This is a genomic window from Pseudomonas antarctica, from assembly GCF_900624995.1.
GTDB lineage: Bacteria > Pseudomonadota > Gammaproteobacteria > Pseudomonadales > Pseudomonadaceae > Aquipseudomonas > Aquipseudomonas antarctica.
Map to the genome: position 1 here is coordinate 1 of NZ_UYXQ01000218.1, position 3,475 is coordinate 3,475.

Below are 3,475 nucleotides of genomic sequence, written 5' to 3' on the forward strand. Positions count from 1 at the left end.
GCATCAGGTCAAAAGCTTGGAAGCCGCTGTATGAAGGTTACCTGGCCAGGGGCCTGAAAACGACTCAGGCCCTGGTCATCATCGCCCGCAAGCTGGCACGTATTGCGTTTTCACTCATGAAAAATCAGAGCGAATACCAGTCAAAAGCGGTTTTGGAGGCTTCCCCTCAACCATAGAATCTCCCACACGACCTCAACTGTACGGATAAATCCGCACCCAGCTGTAGGCCCGCAATCGGCGGGGGTTGTGGCTAGATGGGCGTCCCTTGAAGCCGCCTAGTTTCGGTCCCCATCATGAGCTCGCGCGAAAACACCGGCATGGCCCTCGGCCTGCTGGGCGTCATCATCTTCAGCCTGACCCTGCCCTTCACCCGCATCGTGGTGCAGGAAGTTCACCCATTTCTCAACGGCCTGGGCCGTGCCTTGTTCGCGGCGATCCCGGCGGCGGCGCTGTTGCTGTGGCGCCGCGAGCGCTGGCCGACCTGGCGCCAGGTGCGCGGGCTGTGCCTGGTCATCGCGGGCGTCATCCTCGGCTTCCCGGTGCTGTCAGCCTGGGCCATGCAAACCGTGCCCGCCTCCCATGGCGCGCTGGTCAACGGCCTGCAGCCACTGTGCGTGGCGCTGTACGCGGCGTGGCTGTCCCATGAGCGGCCGTCAAAAGCTTTCTGGGCCTGTGCGGCGCTGGGCAGTGCGTTGGTGTTGAGTTATGCGTTGATCACCGGCGCCGGCAGTATCCAGGCGGGTGATTTATTGATGCTCGGCGCAATTGCCGTGGGCGGCCTGGGTTATGCCGAAGGTGGCCGGTTGGCCAAGGAGATGGGTGGCTGGCAGGTGATTTGCTGGGCGCTGGTGCTGTCGACGCCCGTGTTGATCGGCCCGGTGTGGTACCTGGCGGCGCAGCATCAAGGTGCGATTTCTACACGCGCCTGGTGGGCGTTTGGCTATGTGTCGCTGTTCTCGCAATTCCTGGGTTTCTTCGCCTGGTACGCCGGGTTGGCCATGGGTGGCATTGCCCGGGTCAGCCAGATTCAACTGCTGCAGATTTTCTTTACCATCGCGTTTTCGGCGTTGTTCTTTGGTGAACAGATCGAGCCGATTACCTGGCTGTTTGCCTGTGGTGTGATCGTGACGGTGATGCTGGGGCGCAAGACCGTGGTGCAACCAGCGCCCGCTACCAAGCCGAGTGCCGTCTAAATGTGGGAGGGAGCTTGCTCCCTCCCACATTGGATTTGCAGCGTTCTCAGCTCAGGTAGCCATCGGCGCGCAGCAAGGTTTCCAGGCAGTGTTCGCTGATCTGGTAGAACGCCTTCAACTGCTGGATTTTCTCCAGCAACTGCGCGTTATCCAAAGGCTCGGCGCGCTTGACCGCCAGGATCATCTTGTTCTTGTTGGTGTGTTCCAACGAGATGAACTCGAACACCTTGGTCTCGTAACCACAGGCCTCAAGGTACAAGGCGCGCAAGCTGTCGGTGACCATTTCCGCCTGCTGGCCCAGGTGCAGGCCATATTGCAGCATCGGCTTGAGCAGCACCGGGCTCTGGATCTGCAGGCGAATCTGTTTGTGGCAGCACGGCGAGCACATGATGATCGACGCGCCAGAACGGATGCCGGTGTGAATCGCGTAGTCAGTGGCAATGTCACAGGCATGCAGCGCGATCATCACGTCCAGTTCGCTCGGTGCCACACTGCGCACGTCACCGCACTTGAACACCAGCCCTGGGTGTTCGAGGCGCGCGGCGGCGTTGTTACACAGGGTCACCATGTCTTCACGCAGTTCCACGCCGGTCACTTCGCCCTCGGCCTTGAGGGTGTTGCGCAGGTAATCGTGGATGGCGAAGGTCAGGTAACCCTTGCCGGAACCAAAGTCGGCAACACGCACCGGCTGGTCAAGCTTCAAGGGTGACGACGTCAGCGCGTGGCTGAACACTTCGATGAACTTGTTGATCTGCTTCCACTTGCGCGACATCGACGGGATCAGCGCCTGCTTGGCATCGGTCACGCCCAGGTCGGCGAGGAACGGCCGGCTCAGATCGAGGAAGCGATTTTTCTCGCGGTTGTGCTCGGCGGACGGTGCCTCACGCAATTGCTGCGGCTTGCTTTTGAACAGCGAGCTTTTGTTCTTCTTGCTGTATTCCAGCTGGGCTTCGTCGGTCAGCGACAACAAGTGCGCATTCTTGAACGACGCGGGCAGCAGCTCGGCAATCGCCGCAACGCCGTCGGCCAGGGGCAAGTTCTTGGTGATGTCGCGGGTCTTGTAGCGGTAGACGAACGACAGGCACGCCTGCTCCTTGACCGTTACCGGCTTGATGATCAGCCGTTGCAGCTCGGCTTCTTCGCCGACGTACTTGGCCAGCACCAGCTTGATAAACGCATGCTGCGCCAGGCTTGCGCTCAGCAGTTCGATGAACTGGGCGTGATGATCCGGCGCAGGGCGGGCAGGTTGAGCGGTGACGGACATGAACAAAAACGCCTCAGGCAGGAAATGCCGGGCATTTTAGGGGGGATAGTGGTTCAGGGCACGGGGTTATTTGACCAGTGGTCGATTCGAACGCTCAGCACAGCTCCAACTGTGGGAGGGGGTTGCTCCCGATGGCAGTGTGTCAGTCAGCTCAGCTGTACCTGATACAGCGCTATCGGGAGCAAGTCCCCTCCCACATTTTTAGCTCCGTGTTGCCAGGGTTATTCGAGCACGATCAACCGATTCGGCAGTTCATTACGCGTCTGCGTCACCGGCACATGCACCTTCAGCAACTCGCCACAGGCCTCGATACACGCAATAAACCCCGCCAACGTCTGCCCCTGTTTCACCTGCTGGGTGAACGCCTTGACGATGTTGTCCCAACTGCTGTCATCCAATCGTTTGGAGATGCCGTCATCCACCAGAATCTCCACATATCGCTCCGCCTCGCTGACAAAAATCAGCACGCCGGTGCCGCCCATTGTGTGGTGCAGGTTCTGCTCCAGGAACTGGCGGCGCGCCAGGTTAGACGCGCGCCAGTGCCGCACCGAGCGCGGGATCAACCGGGTGGTGACCTTGGGCAGGCGGAACACCAGGCACAACACAATGAAGGTCGCCCACTGCGCCAACAGCAAGGTGTACATGCTCAGGTAGCCCGACAAGTAATGCACCACGCCGGGCACCACCAACGCGATCAGGCTGGCCCATAGCAACGGAATGTAGGCGTAATCATCGGCACAGGCCGCCAGCACCGTGACCAGTTCGGCATCGGTGGTTTTTTCGACCCGAGCGATCGCCTCGGCGACCTGGCGTTGCTCGTGTTCACTCAGTAGTGCCATGGTTGTAGATGCCCCTTTCTAGTTATAGTCATTACCAGCCGCCTGAGGCACCACCGCCGCCAAAACCACCGCCGCCGCCTCGGAAGCCACCGCCACCGCCGCCACGCCCACTGCTGCTGAGAATGGCCAGCAAAATAGCGCAAACCGGAAGGCCCAGGCGATTGCACAGCCACAACCCC

At 60.3% G+C, this 3,475-nt stretch carries 3 protein-coding genes and 1 pseudogene; 2 read left to right on the forward strand and 2 right to left on the reverse strand.

Features of this window, described 5'->3' with window-relative positions:
• Both E0F99_RS30800 and E0F99_RS29340 read left to right on the forward strand, forming a co-directional pair.
• Nucleotides 1–176, forward strand: a pseudogene (locus E0F99_RS30800) (IS110 family transposase); the annotation flags it as partial.
• 117 nt (nucleotides 177–293) lie between these two features.
• Nucleotides 294–1,193: a DMT family transporter gene (locus E0F99_RS29340; protein ID WP_130909116.1), complete on the forward strand. Its 900-nt coding sequence runs from the start codon at nucleotides 294–296 to the stop codon at nucleotides 1,191–1,193.
• 46 nt (nucleotides 1,194–1,239) lie between these two features.
• On the opposite strand, the gene E0F99_RS29345 is transcribed toward E0F99_RS29340, so the two are convergent.
• Both E0F99_RS29345 and E0F99_RS29350 read right to left on the reverse strand, forming a co-directional pair.
• Nucleotides 1,240–2,457 (reverse strand): class I SAM-dependent methyltransferase, encoded by a 1,218-nt coding sequence (locus tag E0F99_RS29345; protein WP_083359695.1) that lies wholly within the window; start codon nucleotides 2,455–2,457, stop codon nucleotides 1,240–1,242.
• Nucleotides 2,458–2,678: 221 nt separating this feature from the next.
• Complete coding sequence (locus E0F99_RS29350; RefSeq protein WP_083359696.1) at nucleotides 2,679–3,296, reverse strand: TPM domain-containing protein; 618 nt, start codon at nucleotides 3,294–3,296, stop codon at nucleotides 2,679–2,681.
• Between the last annotated feature and the right edge of the window lie 179 nt (nucleotides 3,297–3,475).